Origin of the sequence: Paenibacillus ehimensis NBRC 15659, assembly GCF_004000785.1 — a bacterium.
Lineage (GTDB): Bacteria > Bacillota > Bacilli > Paenibacillales > NBRC-103111 > Paenibacillus_G > Paenibacillus_G ehimensis.
In genome coordinates, this window is the sequence record NZ_BILX01000005.1 from 153,914 (window position 1) to 180,196 (window position 26,283).

28 protein-coding genes and 1 pseudogene are annotated in these 26,283 nt (G+C 53.0%); 6 read left to right on the top strand and 23 right to left on the bottom strand.

What is annotated here, in order from left to right; all coding sequences use genetic code 11:
• Positions 1-190: 190 nt before the first annotated feature.
• The 4 genes from PEH01S_RS04885 to PEH01S_RS04900 form a co-directional block, all read right to left on the bottom strand.
• Positions 191-967: a Cof-type HAD-IIB family hydrolase gene (locus PEH01S_RS04885; protein WP_025844772.1), complete on the bottom strand. Its 777-nt coding sequence runs from the start codon at positions 965-967 to the stop codon at positions 191-193.
• A 195-nt stretch (positions 968-1,162) separates the two neighbouring features.
• On the bottom strand, positions 1,163-1,546 hold the full coding sequence (locus PEH01S_RS04890) for a VOC family protein (protein WP_025844774.1): 384 nt from the start codon (positions 1,544-1,546) through the stop codon (positions 1,163-1,165).
• 18 nt (positions 1,547-1,564) lie between these two features.
• On the bottom strand, positions 1,565-3,049 hold the full coding sequence (locus PEH01S_RS04895) for a Na+/H+ antiporter NhaC family protein (protein WP_025844776.1): 1,485 nt from the start codon (positions 3,047-3,049) through the stop codon (positions 1,565-1,567).
• An 80-nt stretch (positions 3,050-3,129) separates the two neighbouring features.
• Positions 3,130-4,143, bottom strand: coding sequence for an SIS domain-containing protein (locus PEH01S_RS04900; RefSeq protein WP_025844778.1), 1,014 nt, complete (start codon positions 4,141-4,143; stop codon positions 3,130-3,132).
• 321 nt (positions 4,144-4,464) lie between these two features.
• Here PEH01S_RS04900 and PEH01S_RS04905 point away from each other — a divergent pair, with 321 nt between their 5' ends.
• Together PEH01S_RS04905 and PEH01S_RS34460 are read left to right on the top strand one after the other, a co-directional pair.
• Positions 4,465-4,986, top strand: coding sequence for a hypothetical protein (locus tag PEH01S_RS04905; protein WP_127484146.1), 522 nt, complete (start codon positions 4,465-4,467; stop codon positions 4,984-4,986).
• A gap of 115 nt (positions 4,987-5,101) precedes the next feature.
• The gene (locus tag PEH01S_RS34460; protein WP_164827676.1) at positions 5,102-5,275 is read left to right on the top strand and encodes a hypothetical protein; all 174 of its coding nucleotides are present in this window, start codon (positions 5,102-5,104) and stop codon (positions 5,273-5,275) included.
• 290 nt (positions 5,276-5,565) lie between these two features.
• Here PEH01S_RS34460 and PEH01S_RS04910 read toward each other — a convergent pair whose 3' ends face one another.
• The 18 genes and pseudogenes from PEH01S_RS04910 to PEH01S_RS04995 all read right to left on the bottom strand — a co-directional run bounded on the left by PEH01S_RS04910 (position 5,566) and on the right by PEH01S_RS04995 (position 21,365).
• A complete protein-coding gene (locus PEH01S_RS04910) occupies positions 5,566-6,399 on the bottom strand; it encodes a sugar phosphate isomerase/epimerase family protein (RefSeq protein ID WP_164827678.1) in 834 nt (277 codons plus the stop codon).
• Positions 6,400-6,455: 56 nt separating this feature from the next.
• Positions 6,456-7,295, bottom strand: a complete 840-nt coding sequence (locus tag PEH01S_RS04915) for a PfkB family carbohydrate kinase (RefSeq protein WP_127484148.1) — start codon at positions 7,293-7,295, stop codon at positions 6,456-6,458.
• A gap of 43 nt (positions 7,296-7,338) precedes the next feature.
• On the bottom strand, positions 7,339-8,076 hold the full coding sequence (locus PEH01S_RS04920; protein ID WP_025844784.1) for a GntR family transcriptional regulator: 738 nt from the start codon (positions 8,074-8,076) through the stop codon (positions 7,339-7,341).
• An 85-nt stretch (positions 8,077-8,161) separates the two neighbouring features.
• On the bottom strand, positions 8,162-8,827 hold the full coding sequence (locus tag PEH01S_RS04925) for an HAD family hydrolase (RefSeq protein WP_127484149.1): 666 nt from the start codon (positions 8,825-8,827) through the stop codon (positions 8,162-8,164).
• A 32-nt stretch (positions 8,828-8,859) separates the two neighbouring features.
• Positions 8,860-9,873 (bottom strand): SIS domain-containing protein, encoded by a 1,014-nt coding sequence (locus PEH01S_RS04930; protein WP_127484150.1) that lies wholly within the window; start codon positions 9,871-9,873, stop codon positions 8,860-8,862.
• A 46-nt stretch (positions 9,874-9,919) separates the two neighbouring features.
• Positions 9,920-10,744 carry a sugar phosphate isomerase/epimerase family protein gene (locus PEH01S_RS04935; RefSeq protein WP_127484151.1) on the bottom strand — a complete coding sequence of 275 codons (825 nt, stop codon included), beginning with the start codon at positions 10,742-10,744 and terminating at the stop codon, positions 9,920-9,922.
• On the bottom strand, positions 10,744-11,604 hold the full coding sequence (locus PEH01S_RS04940; protein WP_025844791.1) for a sugar phosphate isomerase/epimerase family protein: 861 nt from the start codon (positions 11,602-11,604) through the stop codon (positions 10,744-10,746). Before PEH01S_RS04940 ends, PEH01S_RS04935 begins: the two co-directional genes overlap by 1 nt.
• A 6-nt stretch (positions 11,605-11,610) precedes the next feature.
• Positions 11,611-12,444, bottom strand: coding sequence for a carbohydrate ABC transporter permease (locus PEH01S_RS04945; protein ID WP_051570128.1), 834 nt, complete (start codon positions 12,442-12,444; stop codon positions 11,611-11,613).
• A gap of 14 nt (positions 12,445-12,458) precedes the next feature.
• On the bottom strand, positions 12,459-13,343 hold the full coding sequence (locus tag PEH01S_RS04950) for a carbohydrate ABC transporter permease (RefSeq protein WP_025844795.1): 885 nt from the start codon (positions 13,341-13,343) through the stop codon (positions 12,459-12,461).
• 66 nt (positions 13,344-13,409) lie between these two features.
• The gene (locus tag PEH01S_RS04955; RefSeq protein WP_127484152.1) at positions 13,410-14,714 is read right to left on the bottom strand and encodes an ABC transporter substrate-binding protein; all 1,305 of its coding nucleotides are present in this window, start codon (positions 14,712-14,714) and stop codon (positions 13,410-13,412) included.
• Between the two features lie 111 nt (positions 14,715-14,825).
• The gene (gene pfkA / locus PEH01S_RS04960; RefSeq protein ID WP_127484153.1) at positions 14,826-15,785 is read right to left on the bottom strand and encodes a 6-phosphofructokinase; all 960 of its coding nucleotides are present in this window, start codon (positions 15,783-15,785) and stop codon (positions 14,826-14,828) included.
• A gap of 239 nt (positions 15,786-16,024) precedes the next feature.
• Positions 16,025-16,636 carry an alpha/beta hydrolase gene (locus tag PEH01S_RS04965; RefSeq protein ID WP_127484154.1) on the bottom strand — a complete coding sequence of 204 codons (612 nt, stop codon included), beginning with the start codon at positions 16,634-16,636 and terminating at the stop codon, positions 16,025-16,027.
• Positions 16,633-17,583: a ring-cleaving dioxygenase gene (locus PEH01S_RS04970; protein WP_025844803.1), complete on the bottom strand. Its 951-nt coding sequence runs from the start codon at positions 17,581-17,583 to the stop codon at positions 16,633-16,635. Before PEH01S_RS04970 ends, PEH01S_RS04965 begins: the two co-directional genes overlap by 4 nt.
• Positions 17,584-17,628: 45 nt before the next feature.
• On the bottom strand, positions 17,629-18,027 hold the full coding sequence (locus PEH01S_RS04975; protein WP_127484155.1) for a DoxX family protein: 399 nt from the start codon (positions 18,025-18,027) through the stop codon (positions 17,629-17,631).
• Between the two features lie 338 nt (positions 18,028-18,365).
• Positions 18,366-19,040 carry a ribose-5-phosphate isomerase RpiA gene (rpiA, locus tag PEH01S_RS04980; protein ID WP_127484156.1) on the bottom strand — a complete coding sequence of 225 codons (675 nt, stop codon included), beginning with the start codon at positions 19,038-19,040 and terminating at the stop codon, positions 18,366-18,368.
• A gap of 92 nt (positions 19,041-19,132) precedes the next feature.
• The gene (locus tag PEH01S_RS04985) at positions 19,133-19,732 is read right to left on the bottom strand and encodes a nitroreductase family protein (protein ID WP_025844809.1); all 600 of its coding nucleotides are present in this window, start codon (positions 19,730-19,732) and stop codon (positions 19,133-19,135) included.
• Positions 19,733-19,904: 172 nt separating this feature from the next.
• Positions 19,905-20,774, bottom strand: a pseudogene (locus tag PEH01S_RS04990) (LLM class flavin-dependent oxidoreductase); the annotation flags it as partial.
• A 183-nt stretch (positions 20,775-20,957) separates the two neighbouring features.
• Positions 20,958-21,365 carry a helix-turn-helix domain-containing protein gene (locus PEH01S_RS04995; protein ID WP_307720069.1) on the bottom strand — a complete coding sequence of 136 codons (408 nt, stop codon included), beginning with the start codon at positions 21,363-21,365 and terminating at the stop codon, positions 20,958-20,960.
• Between the two features lie 313 nt (positions 21,366-21,678).
• On the opposite strand from PEH01S_RS04995, the gene PEH01S_RS05000 reads away from it, so the two are divergent.
• From PEH01S_RS05000 to PEH01S_RS05010, 3 genes are all read left to right on the top strand, one after another.
• Positions 21,679-22,023, top strand: a complete 345-nt coding sequence (locus PEH01S_RS05000; RefSeq protein ID WP_127484157.1) for a helix-turn-helix domain-containing protein — start codon at positions 21,679-21,681, stop codon at positions 22,021-22,023.
• 138 nt (positions 22,024-22,161) lie between these two features.
• Positions 22,162-22,665, top strand: coding sequence for an RNA polymerase sigma factor (locus PEH01S_RS05005; RefSeq protein ID WP_025844814.1), 504 nt, complete (start codon positions 22,162-22,164; stop codon positions 22,663-22,665).
• The gene (locus PEH01S_RS05010) at positions 22,658-23,695 is read left to right on the top strand and encodes a DUF4179 domain-containing protein (RefSeq protein ID WP_025844816.1); all 1,038 of its coding nucleotides are present in this window, start codon (positions 22,658-22,660) and stop codon (positions 23,693-23,695) included. The genes PEH01S_RS05005 and PEH01S_RS05010 overlap by 8 nt, the downstream gene beginning before the upstream one ends.
• A gap of 112 nt (positions 23,696-23,807) precedes the next feature.
• Here PEH01S_RS05010 and PEH01S_RS05015 read toward each other — a convergent pair whose 3' ends face one another.
• Positions 23,808-25,148, bottom strand: a complete 1,341-nt coding sequence (locus tag PEH01S_RS05015) for an aminotransferase-like domain-containing protein (RefSeq protein ID WP_127484158.1) — start codon at positions 25,146-25,148, stop codon at positions 23,808-23,810.
• A 156-nt stretch (positions 25,149-25,304) separates the two neighbouring features.
• Here PEH01S_RS05015 and PEH01S_RS05020 point away from each other — a divergent pair, with 156 nt between their 5' ends.
• Positions 25,305-26,252, top strand: coding sequence for a DMT family transporter (locus PEH01S_RS05020; protein ID WP_127484159.1), 948 nt, complete (start codon positions 25,305-25,307; stop codon positions 26,250-26,252).
• Positions 26,253-26,283: the final 31 nt, after the last annotated feature.

The window sequence follows — 26,283 nt, forward strand, 5'->3', positions numbered from 1 at the left end:
CACACGACGCCTCGCCGCTCGTACTCCATCCGGTGTTCGACGGCGGCCGCAATTGGAACCCTGCTCCCGCTTCGATGCCCCGTTTCAACACCTCGAACGGAACCATCGCAACAAGCTCCCCGAACCCGTCGAACATAACGCATTCTCCAAGCCATTGTACCATAAAATGGCGCCCACACACGTCCTTCTTTTAAGCGATCAATCCGGCTTTCGCCAATCCGTTGCGGATACCGCCTTCATCCACATGACTGGTGACATAGTCGGCATAAGGAAGCAGCTCCTGATGCGAGTTCCCCATCGCAATGCCCAGACCTACGAATTCCAGCATCTCCTTGTCGTTCAACCCGTCGCCGAACGCTACCGCCTCGGCTGGGGTGATTCCGAGCCGCTCCAGCATCGCCGCGATCCCTTGCGCCTTCGACCCGCCGGCCGGAAGCACGTCCATCGCTTTGGGATGCCAGCGAATCAGCTTGAGCCCCGGCAAAACCCCTTGATACAAGTGTTCCTCATGGCTTTCGCAGTGGAGAAACATCTGGAAGATGTCATTCGCTTTCCAAAACTCCGGGTCATGTCCGGGAAGCTCGACTTTCAAAGACAAGACCGCTTCCGTCACAAAAGGATGCTCCGCCCGATCGCTGCAATACGCATGCTCCCCTTCAAAGACGAGCGAGTGTCCGTGCCCGGCCGCGACGTTAACCAAAGCCTCGATGCTTTCCTTCGCAATGACCCGTTTGTAGACGGGCTTCCCCCGGTACACGGCATAAGCGCCGTTCAAGCAAACGAACGATTCGATCCCCAATTGTTCTGCTAACGGTTTAATAAAATAGGGGGCACGCCCCGTGGCGATGACCGGCTCCACCCCGTTCGCCTTGAGCGCCCGGACGGCTTCAACCGTATCCAGGGGAACCTCCTTGTTCTCGTTGACCAATGTTCCGTCGATATCAAAAAATACGATTTTGTAAGCCATTTCCGCCATGTCCCCTATTCCTCGATGAATGTCTCTCTAAATCAAGTCTAAAAACCAAGTATAGCACCCGCGCCGAATATGACAAGAACCTCCCGTTCGATTTTCGAAAAAGCCGTTCCTAATAAAATGGGAAGAAAGGAACAAAGCCGAAGCTTCATTCCTTTCGCTGTTATGGTATATACCATTAGTTCCATATTAATCCTCTACAGACAGACGGTTGCCGTCCGGATCTTCGAAGAAGAAATATTTCTGCACGCCCTCGTAGAGCAAAATATCGGTAACGGGGACGCCGTGATCGGTCAGCAGACGGTGAGCGGCCTCCGCATCGGGCGTTTTGAAAATAAAAAAGTTGCCGTCGATATGCCGGTTGCCCGGAAAGCGCACGGGAACGTCATGCTCCGCTTGGAACAGCACCAATACCGGCCCGCCCTCACCGACCTTAAACTCGACCGTGATGTCGCTGCGCTGGAATTCTTGCAGCCCCAATACCGTACTGTACCAGGCTGCGGACCGGTTCAAATCCCGGACGGGTACAAAAATCCCCGGAATCCCGGTAAATAAAGCGTTGCTGGTGGACATAGCGTTATTCCGCCTTTCTCAGAAAAATAAACCGCCGATCAAGTAAGCGATTGCAGAAAGAACAAAGGCCATCAGGGAATAGGGCAGCTTTGTTTTAAAATGCCGGTACACCGTCGTTTTCGTGGAATACGCCGTCAGCAGCCCGATATCGGACGTAATGCATGTGGAGGCGCCCCAAATGCCGGCCGACAGCAAGGCCGCCAAGGTTAAAGGCGTGTTGGCCCCTACGGAGGCCGATAATTGCAGAAGGACGGGAATCGCCATAATGTACAGGCTCCAGTTCAACGTAACCAAAAATTCCGTAGCCGAGAATACCAGGAAAATGATAAACGGCAGCCATTTCGGAATGACGAAAACGGATACAATTCCGACAACATAATTGGTAAAGCCGATATCGGTAATGGAGTCCGCCAGCACGAAAGCCGTAGCCATAATTACGGCGAGCTCCAGCATATTTTTCATCCCGTCCAATACGGTTGCAATATACGTCTCAGCGGTAAAGATTCCTCTGGCTACGTAAATGACGCCGGTAGCGAGAATCGTAATAAACGCTCCCAATTGAGTGTTCGACTTGAAATAAATCGTTGATACGATAAAAATAACAATGGGAAGGAAAAAATAAATGAGATGAGGAGACGGTTTGCCGGCGGAATCGCCTTGGCTCCTGTCGGAAGCCTGCTCTGCGGCCGTTTGGCCCTCCGCTTGTTCCGGTTCGTGCTCTGTCGTGTGCGAAGCCGCTTTCAATTCGGCGTCATCGCGTTTGGCGTAAGCTTGTTTCATCGAGCCGATATCGGGCAGAACCCCTATCACATTCAGAAGCGTGACCAATAAAAAGGCCAGTGGGAAAAACAACAGCGGCACCAGACCGGTAAACGCTTGGATACCTTCCCCTTCCGCCGCGTATCCGTTGGTCACCAATAACCCCGCGATAAAGATCGCGCCCGTACCGATCGGATACAAATGAGTCAACGTAATGGCGGTGGAGAGCGTAACGTACGCCGTTTTTTCTCTCGGCGTCTTGTATTTGTCATTCACCGGCGTCATGCAGGTGCCGACGGTCGATGAGCTCAGGTAAAGATCGAACGATAGAAAGAAGCCCATCAAGTAATTGATGACCAAAGCCATTTTGCCGCTCTTGGCCTTGCTTCCGGCCCATAGACCGAATTGCCGGGAAAGGCCGCTTTTGTCCAGAATCGCCACGATGCTGCCGATGGTCAGCAGGACCAGGATCAGCCACAGGTTCCCTTCGGTCGTTACCTGCTTCAGCAGCTTTTCGTTATAAGTAAGCAGGAAGCTCCATTTATATTTCATAAAGACCGCCAGCAAGCCTCCCCACACAAACCCTTCGAGCACTTTCTGGGTCAGCAGAATGAAGGCAAACATGACGACCGGCGGAATCAGGGACCAGGCCCCGTACGTTCCCGGGTTCGTCGGAGCTCCGAAAGCAACGGCGACAAACGTGGCCAGTATTCCGGCGTAGATGTACGTATTCTTGTTTTTCATCGCCATACTCCCGTTATTAAGGATATCCGTTGCAAGAAAGAAAGGAATGAAGCCGGAGCTTCACTCCACTCTTCGTCTTCTTAATACTTGACGACGCGGTAATAACGGCGGGTCGTCAGCGGATGGTTCCGCTGCACTTCAAGATGGGCGCTGACGCGCTCCATCACCGTTGCAATCGTTACGGTCGACAGAAACTCGCGGAATTCCGGATGGATGCCATCCAACGCATAGTCCTTCGCGTCGAAGATCGTGACTTCATCCGAGTATTGGGTGACGAACCGTTCGACCCGCTCCATCAACGGACGAGTGGCGTCTTCTCCTTTAAAGAGTATAATGCTCATATCTTTTTCGACCAATTCGATCGTGCCGTGGAAAAACTCCGCGGCATGGATGGATTTCGCGTGAATCCACTGCATCTCTTCCAGCACGCACATGGCATACAGATACGTCCAGCCCCACAGGTTGCCAGAGCCGACGAGCATATGATACTTCTCGTCCTTATATTTTTTCGCGAAGGCTTCCGCTCTTGCGTCTTCCTTCTCTTTGATCGCCACAAGCGATTCGGGAACCGTTGCCAATTGATCGGCGAATAAAGCGTATTTGTCGAATTCTCCCCGGTTGTTCAGGAACTTCAGTACGATCAGCAGCAGCTGCAGGTGGAACGACTCGACCAGCGTATCGTTGGCCGCAGCGTTGGCGAATACGTAATCGCTCGCTTGCGCCAACGGCGTCGTCGCATCGCCGACGATTCCGATCACCGTCGCGCCCTTCTCTCTGCAAAATTTGGCGGCATCGACGGTTTCCTGCGTCGTTCCCGACAAGGAGGAGGTGATGACAAGCGACTTGTCCGTCAGCTGCTTGTGGCCCTCTACCAGCAGCTCTGCGGCGATTTCCGCATAAACGGGAATACTGGAATGCGTTTTGATGATATATTCGAACGGATATTTAATGGCGATCGTGCCGCCGCTGCCGATCAGAAAGACGTTGTCGATCTGTTTTTTCGTAATTTCATCCACCGCTTGCTCGATCTGGCTTCGGAGACCGATGGCCCCTTTCGTAATGCCGATGAACCGCTGACGATCAAAGTTTAACATGTGACTCATTCCTCCTGATTAAAGGTTTGCTATACACGATTGTCGAACCAAATGGTATATACCACTTTGACTGAGGTGCGACACGATATGACTTCACCCCATCCGCATTGGTATATACCAATAATAAAATACTAGCTTGTTTTTCAATTCTTGTCAATGCAAACGCTCTAAATTTTACGCGAGTGAATGTTCTTTTTATCGAGTGAACAACATAGGACAATAGAACCATATATTGGTTTATTATTGAATTTGAAGAGTTTTATGTTATATTAATATATGTAATATATTCCAGTTATAAACAAATATTAGGAGGTTTATAGAGTGTTGAAGAAAAAATTTGTTCCAGCTCTATTGACTTTAGCTGTAGCAGGAGTTACAAGCCTAACAGGCTTTTCGCATCTTCCTAGCACTGTAGCAGCTCCTTCCGGAAAGATAAAGCCGTTCTCGGATGAAACGGATGGAGGAAGCTTTACTTTAATGAACGAGACAAGAAAGGTATATGATAATTCTTATGACTATAGCGCTATTTATGGTAGTCTGGGTACCCTGATTTCAGGCTTGGTATTGCCTTCAGCTTTAGGATGGCAGGTAGCAGGAGGCGGGGCAACAAGTGTCGGTGCCACTTGGATCAACAACAAATTGGGTATTAGAAATACAGTTTACGTTAAAGTGAGAGTAGGCATTAGCTTTAATACATACTACAACTATTACGAGTACGTAGAGTCGGTCACCCATTACAACGATGGAAGTTTCTCGACTCCTATTGATACATGGTATGGTCAGACAGGTGTAAGGGTTCCGGATGATATTCTTGCGCGGTATGGTTTGAAAAACCCTCGCTAATTAACAAAGAAAACCGTTCGGATGTTTAGAACGGTTTTCTTTGTTTTAAATATATTAATGCTATATTGTGGATGGTTTGTTATAATATTTAATTAAACATGAAGGATGTGGTATTTTGACTAAGCAAAAAATCCTTAAAGCTGCAGCGGGGGGGCTCTCGTTTACGGTTTTTTGGACGGTCATGCATTATTTCATGGAAAAAGACGTTTCAATTGGAGCCGGTCTCGTAGGCGGTGTTTTTTGGTTTTTGGGAGCATTAATTATTTCATCGTTTAAAAAGGACGGCTAAAATACGTGGATATCCTCCTGAAATACTTTCTTTTTTTCATAGCCAACTGTGTACTAACATACAACATTTTCTCTGAACCAAGCTTATGCGAAATCTTTATTATACTCTGTTCTTACGACCTTTTTTGTTGCTATTTTAGATGCTATCAAGAAACCATGATTGTAATACAGAGAACGGCTCTTGTTCGCATTTATGCGGCAAGAACCGTTTTTTGTTGAATTTATGCTCTTGGCTTCTCAAAGGAAAGGCATATACAACCAGACAGCCCCGCCCAGAACTCCCTTGCAAGACTAAGGCGAGAGCAGCGGGCGAAGCTTATCGACCGACCGGCCGAAGGCGGCATCCGGGTCCGTCAAATAGGCCGAATCCGCCAGCTCCAAGGTCAAATACCCTGCGTAGCGATGCTCGGCCAGCTGCTTGAGGTAGGCTTCCACCGGCAAATTGCCGTCCCCCCACGCGAGATGGCCCGAAGGCGTCCCGTCGATCAAATGCACGTGCGGAACGCCGCCCAGCGCTTGGACGTAATCGCCGATCGTTTCCCCGGCGACCGCCATCGCTACCGTATCGATCAGACCGGTCATCGCACCGGAGCCGACCTCGTTGAGCATACGACGCAGCGAAGCGAGATCGGTCACCAGATTCGATTCCATCGGCTGCAATACCTCCAGCAGCAGCGTAACCCCCTGACGCTCCGCTTGGTCCGCAAGAACCCGAAGCGCCTCACACGACCGCTTCCAAGCTTCTTCCCGCGGCTCGTTATAATAGCCCCAGCCCGAGGTGATCAGCATGAACTTCGCTTCGAGAGCCGAGGCGATCTCGATATTCTTGCCGAAATAAGCGATGCCGGCGCGGCGGGCCGTTTCGTCTTTGGCCGCGATATTGAACGGATACATGATCTGCTCGGGCGTATAACAGACAAGACCGAGCCGCCGGCGGTTCAGCTCTTGGCGGATCCGCTTCACCTGCACGTCCGTCGCCGTGTCCGAATACAGATGCGGCGAGCCTCCCCACAGCTCGATCTGGGATACCCCGTGCTTGTCCATCGAATCGAAGAAATAGTCCAACGAATACATCCGGTAATGCAGGTTCATCCCTGCGATCTGCGCGAACCGAAGATGAGCCATAGCCGTTCCTCCCGTCATTATGATATATACCATTCCATCAGAACTGCGTCCGCTTTTTAGTAGGGCCTCCCATAGCCGAAAGCTCCTTCGACCAAGCAGGTTTTCGCCGCAAACGCCGCGCCCGCATCGAGCGCCTTCCGGACGGACGCCTCCGGGGCTTTGTTCCATTCCCCTTCCGTCAACAGCGCGAGCACAAAGGCGGTAAAGAACGAATCGCCCGCTCCGAGCGTGTCCACCGGCTGCACGAAATGAGGCTTTTGCAAATAAAACGCGCCGTTGTAATAAAGCAGGGCGCCCCGGCTGCCCATCGTACCCAAAACCCCCGTGCAGCCATACGCCGAGGCGACGAACGCCAGCTTCTCCCGGACGGCGTCCTCCTCCATCGCGCCGCACGAAAGCAAGCAAAGATCGACCTGCGGACATACCCGTTTTAAGTAGTCGTCGTCCCATTCGTCGGAGCAGTCGAAGGACAAGGGGACGCCTAGCGTCCGAAGCTCCGGCAGCTGAGACTCGATGCCGCTGTAGATGCTGGTATGAATCCATTGAAACTGCTTCATGTAAGAATAGTCCGACGCATCGAATACGAGCGGATGCTCCTGCTGGACGCCGCCTTTGTTCCATCCGACCATCACCCGGTCTCCGTCGATCAATTCGATAAGCGAGCAGCCGTTCTCGCCCTCCGCCGAACGGCAGCGGGACGTATCGACGCCAAGCTCATTCAACACCCGATGCACATGACGGCCTTCCTCATCGGTGCCGAAAATACCGAGATACGCCGCCTGCGCCCCCAATTGTTTGGCGTACACGCTGAAATTCACCGCGTTGCCGCCCGGGTACATCATGCTTTTATATACGTATTTATCGACGACGTTATCGCCTAAGCCCAGTACGTTCATGGCTTGCCTCCATTTTTGGTATATACCATTGTTGATAAAAAAATTAGTTGTTTTTCACGTTCAGCTTCGAAAAGAACCGGACGATGTCCCCGCGAGTCAGCGCCTGCGAGAACTCGATCAATTTGTCGTTCTTATCGAAAGCCTGTGCCTCGACCAGAATGCACGGGCTGTCGTTGCCGATGCGCAGCAGCTTGCTTTCCGCTTCGTCGCTAAGGGAGATCCGCATCGTCTGGTCCGCGCGGACGAGCTTGATCCCGTAATGCTCCTCCAGCACCTGGTACAAGGAGATGTCTTCGAAATTCATGTGCGCTTCGATTCCCGGGCAGTAAGCGTAAGGAATATACGAAAGCTCGATGGAGACGGGAATTTCGTCGGCATAGCGGACCCGTTTGATCGACCAGATCTCCTCTTCTTCGGATATCCCGAGCATCTTGGCCACGAAGCCGTTGGCCGGCTCCTTGCGTTTGTAGATCGTATTCGTCGAAGGACGGAGACCTTTGCTCAATATATTTTTGGAGAAGCTGGTGAATTCGACGAAATCCAATTGAATCCGCCGGTTCGTCACGAACGTGCCCGATCCGACAACCCGTTCCACGAAGCCCTCCCGCTCCAAAATGGAAATCGCATGACGGGCGGTCATCCGGCTGATCTGATACTGCGCGGCCAACTCACGCTCCGAAGGAAGCTTGTCGCCTTGCTTCCATTTCCCGCTTTCGATTTCTTGAATGAACAAATTTTTAATTTGTTGGTAAAACGGGATATGGTCTCCTGCTTTATTCATATTGAACCCCTGTCACGCGCTCGATTAGCGAATTACCGTAAAAAATGACGGCCAATTCCAGCATAGCAGATGACCATAAATACGGTCAAGGAAGCGGAGCAGCCTGCAATTCCTCGATGATGTCCTTCAATGGCCGGTCGGTCATGGAACGAAGACGGCCGTCCACGCTGCCGAAGGCCAGACCCTCGGTAACCGGATTCGGTACGATGACGCACCATAACCCGGCCGCTTTCGCGGCGGCGGCTCCGTTGGCGGAATCCTCGAAGGCCAGAGCTTCATGCGCCTCGATTCCCAGCGCTTGGACCGCCTTGAGATACAGCTCGGGGTCCGGCTTCACGTTCGCGACGTCGTCTTTGGTCTTGATGACCTCGAACGAATCAAGCAAGCCGAATCTGCGCAGAAACGATTCCACCCACGCCCGATCCGAGCTGGAAGCCAGCCCCACCTTCAGCCCCAACCGCTGCGCCGCTTCGATATATTCCGCGACCCCGTCGCGCAGCGCGACCGTCGCCATCTTCTCGGCATGAAGCTGGGCCGCTGCCTTCCTCACTTCGGAGATATCCGTCCGCCCTTCGGCCATTTGCCGGATATAGGCCTCGATCTGGCCACCGTGAGAGCCGACGCAAGCCGCGAATAGTTCTGTTGGAAAGGGAATGCCGTGCCCGCCAAGCACCTCGGCATAGCAGTCGAACCATGCGGATTCCGTATCTACGATTAAACCGTCGAAATCAAATACAATCGCTTTAATAATAGTCGCTCACTCCTGCCGGGTCTGTTGTACCCTCAATATTGAACGCGCCTGTAATACCTTCTGGTCGTTAAAGGGTGGTTGCGGACATGTTCCAGATGACAGCTTACGCGTTCGAGCAAGGCCGCCGCGACGATCGGCGACACATATTTCCGGTAGGCTAGCGATATGCCCGCCAGCTCGTAGTCCGCCGTATCGAATACGGTCAGCTCGTCCGTATAGCTCTTGGCAAAACGCTCCACCCGATCCATCAGCGGACGGGTCTCATCCTCGCCTTTGAGCAGGATCAGACTCATGTCCTTCTCGATCAATTCGAGCGCTCCATGAAAGAAATCGGAGGCATGGACCGGTCTTGTTTTGATCCACTGCATTTCCTCCAGAATACACATGGCGTAGTAATACGCCTCGCCCCAGGTGTTCCCGGAGCCGACCATCATATGATAGTCTTCGTTCCGGTAACGCTCGGCAAAAGCTTTCGCACGCTCCTCCGTTCGTTCCTTCACGTCAAGCAGCGCTTCGGGAAGCCGCTCCCACTCCGCGACCAAGCGGTCATAATCGGGAAACTCCCCTCTATTATACATAATCCGGAAAGCCAACAAATAAAATTGGATGAAAAAAGATTCGCAGGACGTATCGTCCTCGGCGAAATTGACGATGCTGTAATCGGTCAGCCCGGCTAACGGAGTCCCGGCTTTGCCTGTAAAGCTGATTGTCACTGCTCCCCGGTCCTTGCAATATTGTGCCGCTTCGACGGTTTCCTGGGTCGTGCCGGACAAGGAAGCCAGAACGACAAGCGACCGCTCGTTCAAATGCTTATGATCCATCGTCACGAACTCGGCGGCAATTTCCCGATACACCGGAAGCGTCGAGTGAGTCCGAAGCACGTATTCGGCGGGCGACATCAAGATTCCCGCGCCTCCCGAACCGATCAGAAACAAGTTCGTAAAGCCGCGCGCGGTGATCTCCTCGATGGCTTGATTGATTGGTTCCCGGCAAGCGACGGCGCCGCCCTGGATTCGCTTATAACGGTCTCTGTCGAAATTGAACATGTGGATTTGCCTCCCGGTGTGTGAATTTTTCCACGATTGGTTTTCATTATCCAAGCGCCTCGCGAATCGCCTGCAGCCCCTTTTTTAAAGGCCCGATCGGATCAAGCAGGTACCGTTCCGCACAGATTTCGAGGGTCAGGTACCCTTGGTAGCCGTGCTTCGAGAGCTGATTCAAATAAGCGCGCAGGGGAAGCTGACCGTCCCCCCAAGTCAGATGATCGCTATCGATAAAATGGATATGGCGCAGATCGTTCCCCAGCACTTGAAAGCAGTCGTCGAACGATTCGCCCGCGGCATGCATCGGACAGGTATCGACAATCGCCTTCAGCCGGTCGGAGCCGACCTCCCGCAGCATTCGGGCCTGCGTCTCCGTGTTCGTCACCAGATTGGATTCGAAAGGCTCCAGCTGCTCCAGCACCATCGTCATCCCCAGCTCCTCCGCCTTGCGGGAGAGCTGCTGCAGCGAGTCGCGCGAGCGCTCCCACGCCTCTCCGACCGGCTCGTTGCGGTATCCCCATCCGGGCACGATCTGGAAGAGGTCCGACCCAAGCTCCGCCGCGGCATCCAGCGCTTTCGTAAAGTAGCGGAGACTGCGGTCGCGAATGTCCTTCTCCCTGGCGGCGATATTGACCGGGTACACGCACTGCTCGGGCGTGAAGCAGACGAGGTTCAAGCCTCTCCGCTCGATTTCTCTTCGAATGCCGCCGACCTGGCGCAGCGTTACATCCTCCACATACAGATGAGGCGATCCTCCCCACAGCTCGATATGCTCCAATCCGAGCTCGAGCATGGCGTCCAGAAAATAATCCAGCGAATACAGCAGAAAATGCTCGTTCATTCCTGCGAACCGCGTCAGCGGAATCGTTCCCATCAGGGCTTCCTCCCTTCCGGCCCCTGCAGGCCCAACGCCCTTCGGATCGTGTCAATCGATTGCTCCAAATGCCGGTCGGGCTCCAAGTAATGCTTGGCTCCGCACGTCTCCAGGCCGATGTACCCTTGATATCCCCGTTCGCCCAGCTCCTTCAAGAACGAGGCGAGCGGCAGGTTTCCCGACCCGAGCGGCACGTGCCCCTGCGGACTGCCGTCGCACAAGTGGATATGGTTCACGCGTTCCCCCAATTCGGTAAAATAAGCTTCCAGCGAGTCCCCCGCGACGACCATCGGCACCGTATCCACATTGCAGCCCAAATGCGGCGATCCGATCTCTTGCATCATCCGTTGGGCGGTGTGCAGATTATGAACGAGGTTCGACTCGTGGTACAGCAGCGGCTCCATCGTCAGGCGGATCCCAAGCGTCTCCGCTTTTCTGGCGATGAGCTCGATAGCGTCTCTGGACCTTTTCCAGGCGTCGTCCGTCGGTTTATCGTAATACCCTCTCCCCGCCACGATTTGCATCAGACCGGTGCCGAGCTCGGACGCGATATCCAAGCTTTTGAGCGCGTAGGCTATGCTGCGCCGGCGCAAAGCCTCGTCTTCGGCCGCAAGGTTGATCGGATAGACGCACGTTTCCGGCGTGAAGCAAGCGATCGCAAGCCCGCGGGCTTCGATTCCGCGCCGGAGGCGGCTCACATCGGACAGCTTCAAGTCTTCAATCGGCACGTGCGGCGAGCCGCCCCATAATTCGACGGCCTGCAGCTCCAGCGAAACCAGCTTATCGAGAAAGTAATCCAGCGGATACAGCACATAGTGAATATTCATCGGCGCAATTTGAGACATCGTCACGGTTCCCACGCCCGATCACCCCTTTACGCTTCCTGCCGACAATCCGCGGACGAATTGCCGTTGGAACAGGATAAAGACAATAATCATAGGCAGCGCCGCCATCGATAACGCGGCTAACTGCATGCCGAAGCCGGCGGTCAGTCTGCCTTTCAGGTTCAGGATGCCGACCGGAATCGTCCATTGGTTGCCGTTTTCGAGGAACGTGATCGCGAACATAAATTCATTCCAGATGACGATCGTCGCAAGCAAAGCCGCAGAGATGATAATCGGCCGGCTCATCGGAATAATGACGCTCCACAGAAGCTTCCACGAATTCCCGCCGTCCAGAAAGGTCGCCTCCTCCACATCCCGCGGGATCGATAAGAAGTAAGAGCGGATCAAGAAGACGGAGAAAGGAATCTGAAAAGCCGCATATGGAATAATGAGCCCCCAATACGTGTTGTACAGATGAAACAATTTTAAGATTTGATATAAAGAGACGATGCTTGCTTGGGGAGCCATCATCAGTCCGCTTAATATAATCAAAAAGATGACGTGCCTCCCTTTAAACTGAAACCGGGAGATCGCGTAAGCAGCCAGCGTGCTGATCAGCACGGCCAGCAGGACGGACACCGTGGTAACGAAGACGCTGTTGAAAAAATACCGTCCCACCCCCGACTCCCAGGCGACTTGGAAGTTGCTGAATTTCCACTGCTTCGGCAAAATCCAGCTGTTGGCAAAAAACTCCTGATTGTTCTTGAAGCCGTTCATCATCATCCACAGAATCGGATATATCACGCTTAAGGCGTACAGGACAAAAAAGGCGAGCAGCAACCAGAAGAAAATACGGCTTTTTATTGTTCTGTGCACGTTCCTTTCGCCTCCTAGTCGTCTTTGGCCGTACCGGATAGTTTGATTTGACATAGGGACAGGAGCATCGTAATCACGAAGACGACCGTCGCAATCGAAGCGGCATAGCCCATTTCATCGTTCCGGAAGGCCGCGCGGTACAGCATGGTGCCCAGGACCTCCGTAGAGCGGCCGGGACCGCCCGAGGTCAAAATGTAAATTTCGTCGAACAGCTTGTATGCGCCCAGCACCGTGATCATCGACGCGACCAGAATCATCTCTTTGACGCTAGGGAGCGTCACGGCGAAAAAGCTCCGGACGGGACCCGCCCCGTCCAGATCGGCGGCTTCGTAGAAATCCTTCGGGATATTATGCATCGCGATCAAGAACAGCATCACGTTATAGCCGATATACTGCCATTGGGACACCCAGATCGCCGCATAAATGGCCAGATTGCTGTCTCCCAGCCAAGGCTGCGCCAAGGAATGCAGACCCAGTGCCTTTAAGCCCAGGTTGATGATGCCCGTATCCGGGTTATAGATAAACTGCCACAGCAAGCCGATCACCACGAACGAGATCACGGAAGGAATAAAAAATACGGTGCGGAAAAAAGGCTGCATCTTCTGAAACAGCTTATGCTCCAGGATGGCGGCAATCACGAGGGCCGCGCCGACCTGAAACACAAAAGAAATGACGGCATACAGCGTATTGTTGCGGATCGCCGTGTAAAATACGGGATCGGCGAACAACCTTTTAAAGTTATCGAAGCCGATATAGGTCTTATTCGGGGAAAAGGCATTGAAGCTGAACAGGCTATAGTATAGATTCAAGGCTAACGGAGCGAGAACAAAAACGCTTACAAACACCAAAGCCGGTAAGGCGTACAAGCTTGCCAGCCTGCGATTCCGGAAAACATTCATGTGCCTTTTCTCCTTTCGGGAAAATCAAGGGGCTGCCGATTCGGCCCCCCTTGACGGGGACTCCGGTTATTTAAGCTCTTTGACTTCCTTGGCGACCTGCTGGACTTCCTTCATGATGTCCTCAGGCGACTTGAAGCCTTCCATCAGCGGAGCGGCAGAGGTCCAGTATTCGTCGACCAGCTTGGAGTTAATTTGCACGTCGAGCCATTCGTTCACCCCGCGATCCAACAGGAGCTGCATGGCTTTAACGTTTTGCGGGAACGAAGTTTCTTTGTTGACCGCGCCGATGACGGAGCTTTGCCATGTGTTCATCTTCACCATTTTTTCCGCATTCGCCTTGCTGGTCAAAAATTTCAGGAAATCGATGGCTTCGTCCGGATGCTTGGACTCGGACGAGACGACGAAGCCGTCCGCTCCTCCGACAATGGACTTCAGATCGCCGTCCTCCCCTTCCATCGGCGGCATCGGGAACACGTCCCAGTTATCCCCCATCGCCTCGACCATTTGCGGGAATTCTTCGGAGTAGGAGTAGTACATCGCGCTTTTGCCGGCCAGGAACGATTGGAGCGCCATATCGGCCGGGGTCGTATTGACGTTCGAGTTAAAGTAGCCTTTGTCTTGCAGCTCCTTGAATTTTTTAAGCGCATCGACATAGCCGGGATTCGTCCACTCGCCGGTCTTGTAATTGTAATCCTTCGCGCGGACTTCCGGATTAACCATCATGAGATTGAAGGCCGTCTCGTAATGAATCGATGCCCAGATATCTTGCTGGCCGTAGGCGATTGGCGTTACGCCCGCGTTTTTCAGGGTCTCGCATAATTTCATGAACTCGTCGTACGTTTTAGGCTCCTGCAATTGATGCTTGGCGAAAATTTCTTTATTGTACACGAAAAACTTGCCTAATAGACGCAGCGGAATCCCGTAGGTCTTCCCTTCATATTGATAAGACTTCAACGCCGAAGGAATGAAGCTGTTTTTCCATGCCGGATCGTTCTCCAGATAGGAGCTTACATCCTTGACCACACCGGCCCGAATATATTTTTGGGCATATTCACTGCCCCAGGAGAAGAAAATATCCGGTACGTCGCTGCCTCCCAGAATGACCTTCATTTTATCCTTCAACGTCTCGTCATAAATGGCCTCCGCCTGAATCTTGATGTTCGGATGGCTTTGCTCGTATTCCTTGATCACTTCATCGAAATAGCCGCTGTAAACGGGCTGCGGCCAGGACCGGAGCACCTTGAGCGTAATTTGTTTGCCGTCGCCGGCCGCCTTGCCGCCGCCTTCATCGGAGTTGGAGTTGGAGCAAGCCGTCATCGTCAGCGCCAAGCACAGGGTTACCGTCGTGGCCAAGCTAATTGTTTTGTTCATAGCATTCACTCCCGCCTTTTCGTTATATGGTATATACCATTTATTTGAAGCTTCAGCTCTCTTGCAGCCAAGAGGCCGATAGGAAGCAAACCAACCGTTTTTTCGTCCTGTTCAGATCGATAAATTTTGCAGGATCGTCGCCAGTGATATGTCGCTTTGATTCTCTTGTCGAATCGGGTCGTCGTACCGGTGCGCCACGATTCTATTATTTACGATGCCAAGCAGCCTGCCCCGCTCGCCGCGGGTTAGCAGATGAACGGCCTCCACGCCCCAGCGGCTTCCCAGCACCCTGTCCGCCGCCGTCGGACTTCCGCCTCGTTGAAGGTGGCCGAGCACGGTGGTCCGGACGTCGTAGCCCGCCATCGCTTTGATGCGGCTTGCAATATCCGCGCCCGATCCGACGCCCTCCGCCGAAAGAATGATGCTGTGCCGCTTGCCGTCCCGGATCGAAGCCTGCAATTTCCGGATCAGATCCTCGATTCTAAATTCGATCTCCGGCACGATCACATATTCCGCGCCGCAGGCGACCCCGGCCCATAGGGCGATGCTGCCGCTGTGGCGTCCCATCACCTCGATCAGGCCGATCCGGTCATGAGAGAACGAGGTGTCCCGGATCCGGTCGGCCGCTTCCACCACGGTATTGACGGCCGTATCGAAGCCCAGGGTCATCTCCGTTCCCGGCATGTCGTTGTCGATCGTTCCCGGGATGCAGACGGTAGCGACGCCTTCCGCCTCCAGCTTCTTGGCTCCCTCGAAGGACCCGTTCCCGCCGATCACGACGACCCCTTCGATCCCGGAAGCTTGGAGCTGCCTGACCGCTTGGGCTCTGCCTTCCGCGGTCCGGAACCTTTCCGACCGGCTGGTCTGCAGCATCGTTCCGCCGCGATGAATAATTCCTCCCACATCGCGCTCCGACAGCCTTCTGATTTTCCCCTCGATCAGCCCCTCGTAGCCTCCGTATACCCCGCATACCTCGCAGCCTAGACGGATGCCCTCCCGAACAACGGCCCGGATGGCGACATTCATGCCCGGAGCGTCCCCGCCGCTTGTCAATACAGCTATTTTTCTCATCCGTATCCCCCCTAAGTCCAAAATTGTGTAAGCGTTTTAATGGTATATACCAATATTACATGACTTCCTCCGTTCCCGCAAGTCTTTTCTTCCGCGGCTGTGTAAAGGATCGAGATGTACATGAAAAAAGGGCCTCCGGCCGTCGTATAACAAGGTTCATCCCTGCTTCCGAACGGCCCAAGGCCCGTCTGCTTTATGCAAAACCTTTCCTGCCGGCGTTTTGTCCCGTCGATGACGAGTTACAACCCGAAATGCTCTTGGAACCAAGCTGCGGCCGCATCGGCTTCCATCGGCGTAAGCTGATGGCCGTACCGCTCCCAATGGACCGTCACCGAAGCTCCCGCCCCGCGAAGCAGTCCCTCCAGCTCTTCGGTTTCGCGGGCCGAACAGATTGGATCGTTCGTCCCCGCTCCGATGAAGACCGGGAGACCGGACAGCTCCGGGAGCACGATGCCTCTTCGCGGAACCATGGGATGGTGAAGAATCGCGCCTTGCAGGGCATCCCGGTAATGAAACAGCAGACTGCCCGCGATGTTGGCTCCGTTGGAATAGCCTACCCCGACGAGGCGGCTGCGGTCGAATCCGTACTGCTTTGCGGCTTGATCCAAAAACTCGCTGACTTCCTGCGTGCGGAAGACAAGGTCCTCTTCGTCGAACACGCCTTCGGCGAGCCGGCGGAAGAAGCGGGACATGCCGTTTTCCAGCACATTGCCCCGAAGGCTGAGTACGGAGGAGTCCGGCGCTATGCGCTTTGCCAGCGGAAGCAGGTCCCGCTCCGTTCCCCCCGTCCCATGGAAGAGCACCAAGGTCGGCGCCTCTTCGCGGCTTCCCTTTTCGAAGATATGCTTCATGTGCGTTTCCCCTCCAATGCTCTCACTTCAATCGGCAGCAGATTCGCCTCGATCGCGGCGCGATGGGGCTCATACCACGCGGGCAGCATTAGCTTCTCGCCCAGCGTTTCGGCCGGTTCGTCACGGGTGAAGCCCGGCGGATCGGTCGCGATCTCGAACAGGATGCCTCCCGCCTCGCGGAAATAGAGCGCGTTGAAATATTGGCGGTCAATGATGGAGGTCGGGCGGTAGCCGTAGCTTTGCACTTCGCCCTGCCACCCGGCATGCTGCTCGTAATCCGCCGCGCGCCAGGCGATATGATGAACGGTTCCCGCGCCTTCGCTGCCCCGGCTCACCGCCGCGAGCGGCACATCAATCACGTTGCCGAGCTCCCCGGTGGACCGGAAGCGGGCATACTCGGCGTCTTCCGCGACTTTCTCCAAGCCGAGCAGATGCACCAGCGCGTCCATCGTTTTGTTCGGGTCGGTGCTGAATAGCACGGCGCCTCCGAAGCCCTTGATCGCCTTGTCGGCCGGAATCCCGCCGAACGCCCATCCGCTGTTCGGACCTTCCTCTCGTTCGACCAGTTCCAGACGCAGCCCTTCATTGTCCTGGAATTGCAGGGACGTCTCCGAGAAGCGGCTTGCCTTGGTCACCGCAATGCCGAAGCTTGCGAGACGGTCCTCCCAATACCCGAGAGCGCCTGCAGGGACGGCATACGTCGTTATGCCGACTTGACCGCCGCCGACCCGGCCTTTGCGCGAGTTCGGCCAAGGGAAGAACGTCACGATCGTTCCCGGGCTTCCCGCTTCGTTGCCGAAGTACAGATGGTATACCTCGGGAGCGTCGAAATTGATCGTTTTCTTCACCAGACGCAGCCCCAGAATGCCTGCGTAAAAATCGACATTGCCCTGCGGATCGCTTGCAAAAGCCGTAATATGATGAATACCGGATGTTTGTAATGTCATGGGAAATCCTCCTCTATCCTTAGTCATCTCATGATCCGTGCCAAATTATTTAAGAAGCGCATCCAACGAATAAGCGCCGGCGCCCGTCAAAGCCACGCCGATAGCGATAACCAACAGCACGAGCGGGTATTCGTACCCGTTGGCGGTAGACCACAGGCCGTTCGGTCCGTGCACCTTCACGATCGCGCCGAGCATGGCCGCGGCAATCAGCGCCGCCGCCAGCGGGGTCAGCAGACCGGCTGCAAAAAGAACGCCTCCGAGCAATTCCATCACCCCGGCCAATACCGCCATGACGACGCCCGGCTTGATGCCGACCGACTCCATCCACCCGCCGGTCCCCTTCGGACCGTAGCCGCCGAACCAGCCGAACAGCTTCTGCGCTCCGTGCCCGATAAACAACAGCCCCACCACTAACCGAATCAACAACAAACCTAATGCCAACATAAACCTCATCCTCCATTATTTTTAATTTGTTATTCTTAATTTTAAGATATTTGACAGACCGTAAACATAGCTGCACCACTTCCTTGCCATCCCGCGGCCGAATAGCTTCACGGCATTTCGGCGTCACCCTCAAGGCTTCACTTGCTTTAAAACCTTATCATCCTTCTCGCGTTCTCGCCTTCATTCCAAGCAAGCCGCTCTCTCTGCCCTTCTCAATCGTTCCACCGTCCAGCTATCGCTTATACACCTCGAACTCCTCCTCGAAGATATCTTCGATTTAATTATCTTAAATTAAAGATATATCATTTCATGATCCGTGTCAACCCTCATCGCAAAAATCAGGATGTGGACTTCGTTCGAACCGTCCCGTCGGAATGCCCAATGACGATCAAATCCGCCATATGAACGAACAGGCCGTTCTCCACGACTCCGGGCAGCTTGTTCAGTTCCACGCTCAATTCGCCAGGATTCGGAATCGATCCGAACCGGCAGTCTATCACGAAATTGCCGTTATCCGTCACGAAGGGAGCCCCGCCCCTCATCCGCAGAACCGGCTCGCAGCCCATTTGCCCCAGCTGCTTGCTTGTAATCTCCCACCCGAACGGCACCACTTCAACGGGAAGCGGAAACCGGCCTAGGACGGGCACACATTTCGAATGGTCGACAACAACAATGAACCGGGCCGAAAACGACGCTATCATTTTCTCCCGCAGCAAAGCTCCTCCCCCGCCCTTGATCAGTTCCTCTTTCGGACTGACCTCGTCCGCGCCGTCTACGGTCAAATCCAACGGAGCTTGCAGCGAGGCAATCGGAAGAAGCGGTATACCCGCCTCTTGCGCCAGCTTTTCGGTCTGCACGGACGTCGGTACAGCCTCGATCCGCAGCCCCTCCTTTACCCGCTCGCCGAGCCTGACGATGGTCCAATATACCGTGGATCCGGTTCCAAGACCGATTCTCATCCCATCGCTGATGTACTCCGCCGCTTTCTCGCCGGCGGCTTTCTTCGCATCCATGTTAGTTGCCCCCGATCGTACAGACTCCCCCCGGCAACCGGTAGACCGGCAGGACATAACCTCCATACCGGTCGGCCGCCGCTGGCACGCTTTTAAGTATAAATTTTAACACGCTCTTCCAACGGTTTAAACTCCTTGTCGCCAGGAGGCGCCGTGGGCTTGCCGAACGGCATTTGCGCGATAAGCTCCCACGTTTCCGGCAGGCTCCATTCCGCTCTCACCTTCTCGTCGATCAGAGGATTGTAATGCTGCAGCGACGCCCCCAAGCCTTCGTTCGCCAGAGCGGTCCAGATGACATACTGGAGCATGCCCGACGATTGCTGGGCCCAGGTTGGGAACCGCTCTTGATAGGTGGGAAACTGAGCTTGCAGCGCTTCGACCACGGCCATATCTTCGAAGTACAAAATCGTGCCGTAGGCGGCGCGGAACCCGTCCATGCGCTGCTGAGTCGAGGCAAACTGGTCTTCCGGCACAATCGCCTTCAACACCTGCGTCGTCATCTCCCACAGCTTATCGTGATGCTTTCCGAACAAAACAACGGCCCGCGCACTTTGCGAGTTGAAGGCGGAAGGCGTATGCTTTACTGCTTCATAGACGATTTCCCGAATTTTATCGTCCGGAACGGTCGACTCTTTGCTTAGGCCGTAAATGGTCCGCCTTTTCTTCGCCAAGGTTAGAAATTCATTTGCCACTGTTCCACATCTCCTATCGCTGAATGGGTATTAGCTTTACACACTTTTACAAGGTTCCCGAAAAACTGGCGCCTTTATTCGTAGTTTTTGTCTCGATAAGCTTCATTAACCGTTCTGCCCCATCCGTAAACCGCACTCTCCTATCTAACACAGCACCGCTTCCGCTGTCGCTCTATGCCTGCTGAACCGAGAGTATGTCCTGCCGCGGCGTCGCGGATTGGCTTTCCCAGACGGTGCTTGGGATCTCGCGCCCCAGTACCGGGGCTACATCGGCCGCGAACCATTCCATCTGCTCGCGCTGCTCCGCTTCCGTCAATCCGTCGACACTGATGCTGAGCACTTGATGACCGTAGGCCTGATGGTAATTCAGAATCTTCTCTATCACGAAGTCAGCGCTGCCGACCAGAACGGGGCCGTTCTTGATGTTATCCTCCAGATCCCGGAAGGGCGATTGGTTATGCTGGGCCGCTGCGGTGGAGGTAAAAGCGTCGTAGTAAGGGCGAAAGCGTCTGACCGCTTCCTCGGAGGTATTGGCCAAATACAAGCTTCCTGCGCCTGCACCGACAACGGCGTCCTTCGGATCGCGGCCGTAATAGGCCCAGCGTTCGCGGTAATGATCGATTAGCGCTTTATACTTGGCTTGGGGATGGAACGTATTGGACGAGAAGATCGGCTCGCCGTATTTTGCGGCCAATTCGGTGGAAATCGTGCTGGATGCGCTGCCGTGCCATATGGGAATAGGCTGCTGGAGAGGTCTTGGCTGTGTGGTCACGTTGTCCAGCGACGGGCGATAGCGCCCCTGCCAGGTGACGTTCTCTTCATTCCATAGTTTCTTGAGCAGAGCATACCGTTCCGACAGCGATTCCCACTGCTCCTCCTCGGTGATGCCGAAGAGCGGATAGTGGCGGGGATCGTTGCCTTTGCCAATGATCAGCTCCAGCCGGCCGCCGCAGAGGTGGTCGAGCGTGGCGTAGTCCTCAGCCACACGCACCGGATCAAGCACGCTCAAGACGGTCACGGTGGTCAATAAGCGGATTCGCGAAAATGAGGTACATAATTCTTACACCTTGTAGCTCTTCCCATTTTATAAATGTAAATACAAAAAGAGCGATATCTATAATAAGGTCAAAAATATTTGTGGAATAGTCCAAGCCAAACGTAACTTACTGTTCTTTATGTTGATCCCCCCTTTCGAAAAAGAAGAGTAAGCGCGTTGAAATATTGATCAAAGTTGGGAGGTGAAGGAATGCACTAACCCCACAAAAGTAAGTACGAATATTGCTATCACGTTTTTCGGATTATCGAGAATTTTAGATACGACTGCGTCAATACAATCATTTCGGCCCACTTCCGCACATCGTACCAAATAAGGAACTAACCGCCGCCGGGACAATCTTTCTTCGGAGATGCATTCTTCCGTGTACAGCTCATACAACCATCCGGGCACCTTTCCGAAAACTTTGCCCAAGGCATCCAGTTGGTTGATCGTCATTGATCGAGAAATGCCATTCAAGGCGCTGCTCAAATTATCTGGATTAATCCCAGTAAATTCCGCCAATTGATTGATATTGTGACCATGCAGCTTCATTTGGTCTTCGATTTCCCAACGCAAAGAGCGATTAACGACCCGCACGAAAAAACCAACCTCCCCTAAAAATATAAAACAATATTTCCGCATTATTCTATAATAATAAAATAAAAATATTTACAGTTGAAAAAATAACAAGTTTTTTTTACATATATTAAAAATCGATCCTTCTATTTGCTTTCTCCAATTCCTTGATGAAACAAGCTTTTTCCGTTTTGTATAGGATGGAGGTTACGAAAGGGAGCCACACAATTATAATCGCAATTACGACAATTCAAATAAATCAAAAGTCGCTTTTGCGTACTCCCTCCTCTTTTGCCAATCCTCTACACTTCTTTATAGAGAGGTTGTGGGACGTATGACAATAACGTTTGCAGAACAAATTGGCGCAAAAATCCGTATTCACCGTCTTGCAAAAAATTGGACCCAAGAACAACTCGCAGAGTTAAGCAATACGACAGCCTCCTATGTCGGCCAACTAGAACGCGGCGAGAAGGATGTACGAATCGGTACCCTTGAAAAAATCGCCCATGCGCTGGACATGAGCGTGTATGAGCTGTTTGGTGACGAAAAGGAAGCATTCTTGCAAGAGAAAACATGGGTATATGAAAGCATCCTGCTCCTTTTGAAACATAACGAACAAAAGCAGCGCCAAGCGTACCGCATCTTGCGGGAGCTGCTAGAGCCTAGCGATCCGAAATAAAAGCAAAGCCGAACAAAACCAAACGCCGCGTTCCCTAGTAATCGGGTACGCGGCGCTTTGTTTTTACTGTTGAAAAAATTTAACCGGGAATGGGATATTTTCGAGTTACCGATCGTGTTGTATGTAGGAGGCGAAAACATGGAAAGCAATTCTTTAGCGCGTACGGATAAAGAATTGGCTGAACTCTATCAACGGCATGCAGATCTAGTTTATAGGTTGTGCTATATCTATTTGAAAAACCCTGTTGATGCAGAAGACGCTGTTCAATCTGTATTTATAAAACTAATCCAATCTCAAATGGTTTTTAACGACCATGAGCATGAAAAAGCATGGTTGACGGTAACCACCCGAAATTACTGCAAGGACATTTTAAAAAATTGGTGGAGAATCCGCCGTGTGGCTTTAGACACTTTACCGGAAGTTCCTTCTTGGAACGGTCATGAGTCATCAGGGAAGGTGCTTGCAAGACTGCTCTCACTTCCCGAAAAATACAAAACCGTGTTGTATCTTTACTATTTCGAGGAATACTCGGTAAAAGAAATATCAGAGATGATAGGACACAAGGAAAGCACGATCCAAACGCAGCTATCCAGAGGCCGAAAACTCCTTAAAATAGACCTGGGAGGGAATTATCTTGAGTGACAAGCATATTAATCGGCTATTTGAGGCACTTACGCCAAACACGGAACACAAAGAAAAAATGTTTCAGAACCTTTTAGTACAGAGCCAGAATGAAAATAAAAAACAGAGAGAGTTTACTCCCGTGAAACGTTGGAGACCTGCGATTCTGTGTGCCATACTGATTGGCTGTTTAACTTCAACAGCTTTGGCGGCGGCATATATGGGATTGGATGAAGCATTTTTAAAATTTCTGAAGCCACTAAACCAAGAGCAGGCACAATATTTATCAAATGGCGCTTATGTGATTAACAAGCAAGTGGAAAACGAAAATGGAACGCTTACCATTAAGCAAGCGATCGGCGACAGTAATACGACCTATATCCTAATGGACTTTACTGCTCCGAAAGGGACGGTGTTAAATGCAGCAGGATACCGTTTTGAGGTTCCCCATATTACCTATGATGGGGCGGGACGTGATAAATTCAGTCGTAGTTACGGATTCAAAGTGCTAGACGATGGCAATCCTAATGACAATAAAATTAGCTTGATTATGAGTATCGGGACCGACAATTCCATAGCAGGCAAAACCTTTGATTTCTCAGTCGAAAATTTACAAGCAATCAATCCGCTTACGAAAAATTTTGAAACGGTTATACCGGGTTATTGGGGAACAATGCTTAAGCTGGATTTCAAGGATACTTCTAGTCTTTATCAGATTGATCAAGACATCACCCTGTATGGGTATAAGGCCGTATTAAAAACGATCTCTATCTCGCCCATTTCAATTACTTTAAAGACTGGTAGCAATTACTTAAAAGAGATTTTCAATTACACCCTCAGCTTAGAGAAAAAAGTTGGTAAAGATGAATCGGGTCACTTCCCTATCACGATAAACTACAAAGATGGCACCTCAAACCTTCTTAACGGATCAATTAACATGGATTTTATAGAAGGCGAAATGATTACGACCTACTCTTTTGGAAATGTTATAAATGATAAGGAAATCACATCTGTCGTATTTTTTGACAAAGAATTTCCGATTAAAGACTGAATCTCCACTACACTAAAGTAAGCGTCAAATGCTCTCATGCATGCCTAGTCTGGCTATGCGCGCTGGGGGCATTTGACGCTTTCTCATGAAAAACTGCCCCGCTCCAATCGCTCTACCACCCGCTCCCCCGCCGCACCTCCTCGACGATGGCCCGGACCCCTTCGTCGATCCGCTCCCGCTGCGCCCGCGAAATGCTGATGCGGATAAACTTCTCCCGCTCCGCATAATCCGCCAAATAAAACGGTTTACCGGAAACGACGCTGACCTTTCTCGCCGCGAGCCTCTTCATCAGACGCTCGATATTGACCGTCCGGGGCAGCTTAAACTGGACATAGACGCCTGAACGGACGTCCGCGGCTTCGATCAGCCCCGCTTCGTTGTGCCGCCGCAAGGCCTCGTTCAACTCGCGCATCCGCTCCTCGTACAAGCCGTATATTTTGTGCTTGTGCCGCTCGTACATGCCGTTCTTGATGTAAATTTCGAGCGCCGCCTGGGAGAGCAGCGAGGCGTCGGGGTATTTTTTGTAATTCTGGTACGTCTTCAGCAGCCTCTCCGGCAGCACGACGGCTCCGAGCCTCAGGCCGGGAAAAATGATTTTGGAGAAGCTCTTCAAATAAACGACGTGCGAGCTCCGGTCGTAAGCGTGAATCGGGTCGAACCGCTCGGCGCCGAGGTCCGCCATATAATCGTCCTCCACGACGTACACGTCGTATTTGCCGGCCAGCCGGGCGATCGCCTTCCTCTCCTCTACGCTGTATGAGGTGCCGAGCGGATTGTGGTATCTCGACATCGTGTAAAAAAATTTGATGCCGCCGCTGCGAAACTGCTCCTCCAGCTCCTGAAGATCGATTCCCTGCGCCGTCCGCGCGATGCCGCGAACCGGAATGCCCTCCGCCTCCAAAAAGCGCAAATACAGCTCGTAGCTCGGCTGCTCGACCAGAACGGTCGCCTTTCCGTTCGGGAACGGCATCTTCGCCAAAATTTCCAGCGACGGCTGCACGCCCGAGCTGACCAGAATCCGCTCCGCTTTCGCAAACACCTGATCGCCGGCCAAATGGGAAACGAGCGTCTGGCGCAGCGTTTCCAGCCCGTGCGGATCGCCGTAAGTAAACAGATGGTATTTGTACGTATCGATGGCCTTGTTCAGGCAATGCTGGAAATCCAAATACGGAAATACGTCCAAATCCGGCGACGCCGAAGCAAAATCGATCGTTTCGCTGACCGTGCCGCTGCGCCGGTCTCCCGGCTTCTCGACCACGTAATAGCCGCTCTGCGGGACCGAATAGATCGCGTGGCGCTTTTCCAGCTCCGCATACGCCCGGATCACCGTGCTGATGCTGCAGCCGTATTCCTGCGCGGCGCTGCGGACGGACGGCAGCTTTCGGCCGGGACCATAGCGCCCCTCCCGGATTTTATGCTCCATATCGGATAAGATCGAGAGATACTTTTTCATCATGCGCCTCCTTGCTGCTCTCATTATACACGACCCGGCCAACTGTATCGATACAGTTGCAGCAAAATGACATTGTCCGGTTTACGCATTGGCCTTACCTTATAAGTAACGGGTTAGCGAACGCGCTCCCGACTGTCCAAGAGAGAAGGTTGCCCCATGAATCAAAAAGGACTAAAGCTTGCTTATGTATTCGCCGTGCTGAATGCGGCGATCATCGGATTCTCGTTTCTTTTTACCAAAATCGCGCTTGAACACGCCCAGCCGCTCGACACGCTGACATTCCGTTTTGCCGCTTCGTTTGCGGTCATGTCGATCCCGGTCGCGCTGGGCTGGGTCAAGCTGGCCTACCGCGGCAAGCCGCTCGGGAAGGCCCTGCTGCTGGCCACGATGTACCCGCTCGGCTTCTTCACGCTGCAAGCGTTCGGGCTGCAGCACGCCACCTCGGCCGAGGGCGGCATTCTGTACGCGTTCACTCCGGTCGTGACGATGGTGCTCGCCTCCGTATTTTTGAAGGAAGCGACGACCGTGCTGCAGAAGCTGTCGATTTTCCTGTCGGTCTTCGGTGTCGTCTTCATCTTTGTCATGAAGGGAAGCCGCATCGACTTGTCGAACATGACCGGGATCTTCCTGCTGTTCCTGACGTGCGTCGCTTTTGCCGGATACAGCGTGCTGGCCCGTTCGCTCTCGAAGCAGTTCAGCCCTGCGGAAATCACTTATTTTATGCTCGGCATCGGGTTCGTCGTTTTTCTGGCCATTTCGCTTGCCAGCCATGCCTCCGCCCGGACGCTTGACCAATTCGTCGCGCCGCTGGCTAGCGGAACCTTTCTCGTCTCGATCTTTTACTTGGGGGTCGTGTCCTCGCTTGCCACCGCCCTGATGGCCAACTACATTCTATCCAAGATCGAAGCTTCGAAAATGAGCGTGTTCAGCAATCTGGCGACCATCGTCTCAATCGCGGCCGGAGCCCTATTTCTCGGGGAAGAGGTGACGGTGTACCATCTGATCGGGTCGGTCCTGATTATCGCCGGGGTCATCGGGACGAACCGCTTGGGGCGGAAAAAGACGGCTCCGCAAGGCATTCAAGCGAAACGTGCGGAAGCATGAAGCAATATGCAAAAACAGCCAACCCCCTGAT

Bases quoted from the DNA above. Each gene is read 5' to 3' on its own strand.
- PEH01S_RS04885 (WP_025844772.1), bottom strand. From the start codon at position 967: ATGGCTTACAAAATCGTATTTTTTGATATCGACGGAACATTGGTCAAC.
- PEH01S_RS04890 (WP_025844774.1), bottom strand. From the start codon at position 1,546: ATGTCCACCAGCAACGCTTTATTTACCGGGATTCCGGGGATTTTTGTA.
- PEH01S_RS04895 (WP_025844776.1), bottom strand. From the start codon at position 3,049: ATGAAAAACAAGAATACGTACATCTACGCCGGAATACTGGCCACGTTT.
- PEH01S_RS04900 (WP_025844778.1), bottom strand. From the start codon at position 4,143: ATGTTAAACTTTGATCGTCAGCGGTTCATCGGCATTACGAAAGGGGCC.
- PEH01S_RS04910 (WP_164827678.1), bottom strand. From the start codon at position 6,399: ATGGCTCATCTTCGGTTCGCGCAGATCGCAGGGATGAACCTGCATTAC.
- PEH01S_RS04915 (WP_127484148.1), bottom strand. From the start codon at position 7,295: ATGAACGTACTGGGCTTAGGCGATAACGTCGTCGATAAATACGTATAT.
- PEH01S_RS04920 (WP_025844784.1), bottom strand. From the start codon at position 8,076: ATGAATAAAGCAGGAGACCATATCCCGTTTTACCAACAAATTAAAAAT.
- PEH01S_RS04930 (WP_127484150.1), bottom strand. From the start codon at position 9,873: ATGTTCAATTTCGACAGAGACCGTTATAAGCGAATCCAGGGCGGCGCC.
- PEH01S_RS04935 (WP_127484151.1), bottom strand. From the start codon at position 10,744: ATGGGAACGATTCCGCTGACGCGGTTCGCAGGAATGAACGAGCATTTT.
- PEH01S_RS04950 (WP_025844795.1), bottom strand. From the start codon at position 13,343: ATGAATGTTTTCCGGAATCGCAGGCTGGCAAGCTTGTACGCCTTACCG.
- PEH01S_RS04955 (WP_127484152.1), bottom strand. From the start codon at position 14,714: ATGAACAAAACAATTAGCTTGGCCACGACGGTAACCCTGTGCTTGGCG.
- pfkA (WP_127484153.1), bottom strand. From the start codon at position 15,785: ATGAGAAAAATAGCTGTATTGACAAGCGGCGGGGACGCTCCGGGCATG.
- PEH01S_RS04965 (WP_127484154.1), bottom strand. From the start codon at position 16,636: ATGAAGCATATCTTCGAAAAGGGAAGCCGCGAAGAGGCGCCGACCTTG.
- PEH01S_RS04970 (WP_025844803.1), bottom strand. From the start codon at position 17,583: ATGACATTACAAACATCCGGTATTCATCATATTACGGCTTTTGCAAGC.
- PEH01S_RS04975 (WP_127484155.1), bottom strand. From the start codon at position 18,027: ATGTTGGCATTAGGTTTGTTGTTGATTCGGTTAGTGGTGGGGCTGTTG.
- rpiA (WP_127484156.1), bottom strand. From the start codon at position 19,040: ATGGATGCGAAGAAAGCCGCCGGCGAGAAAGCGGCGGAGTACATCAGC.
- PEH01S_RS05000 (WP_127484157.1), top strand. From the start codon at position 21,679: ATGACAATAACGTTTGCAGAACAAATTGGCGCAAAAATCCGTATTCAC.
- PEH01S_RS05005 (WP_025844814.1), top strand. From the start codon at position 22,162: ATGGAAAGCAATTCTTTAGCGCGTACGGATAAAGAATTGGCTGAACTC.
- PEH01S_RS05015 (WP_127484158.1), bottom strand. From the start codon at position 25,148: ATGAAAAAGTATCTCTCGATCTTATCCGATATGGAGCATAAAATCCGG.
- PEH01S_RS05020 (WP_127484159.1), top strand. From the start codon at position 25,305: ATGAATCAAAAAGGACTAAAGCTTGCTTATGTATTCGCCGTGCTGAAT.